At 36.3% G+C, this 589-nt stretch carries 1 protein-coding gene; it reads right to left on the reverse strand.

The window, feature by feature from the left end:
* Positions 1 to 86: 86 nt before the first annotated feature.
* Positions 87 to 419 carry a hypothetical protein gene (locus ACQY5W_RS13365; RefSeq protein WP_428025462.1) on the reverse strand — a complete coding sequence of 111 codons (333 nt, stop codon included), beginning with the start codon at positions 417 to 419 and terminating at the stop codon, positions 87 to 89.
* Between the last annotated feature and the right edge of the window lie 170 nt (positions 420 to 589).

A 589-nucleotide genomic window follows, 5' to 3' on the forward strand; every position in this document is an offset into this window, starting at 1 on the left:
ATTCTTTTCATGCTTACACCGAATAATTACCCATAACCTTCCATGCCTCTTGGTTCCACCAATTCTCCTTGACATGATAACCGCCTTTATCGGTCTTGCCACATGTTAGGATAGTAGCATTTTAAATACTTTCCATTTAAAGCTTTTGGCAACGTATCTCCTTCAAGATCCTCCATGAAGTAAGCATTACCCGGCACAACCCGGATAACTCTAAACGGTCCTTCCCAACTAGGCGACCATTTACCAAACTTACCACTTCGAGTCCCCAATGGCAAAATCATTTTCCATATTAGATCTCCAACTTGGAACAATTTTTCCACGACATGTTTGTTGTATGCCTTAGCTATCTTGATCTTCTCCTTCTCTATTTCTTCCAATGCTTTAAATCGGCTTTCATGGACATCATCAATCTTATCCATGCAACACCCTGATTTTCACAAGGAAGTAAAACTTTAAAGCATTATTTATATATGATATATATATATATATATATATATATATATGTTTGTTGCATTCATGTCGTTGCATATTTTATGGTGTGATGAAGTGCTCCTACATTTTCCTTCATGTGTAGAAAGTCAATAAAAGT

The organism is Arcobacter sp. (assembly GCF_050300555.1).
Taxonomy (GTDB): domain Bacteria; phylum Campylobacterota; class Campylobacteria; order Campylobacterales; family Arcobacteraceae; genus Arcobacter.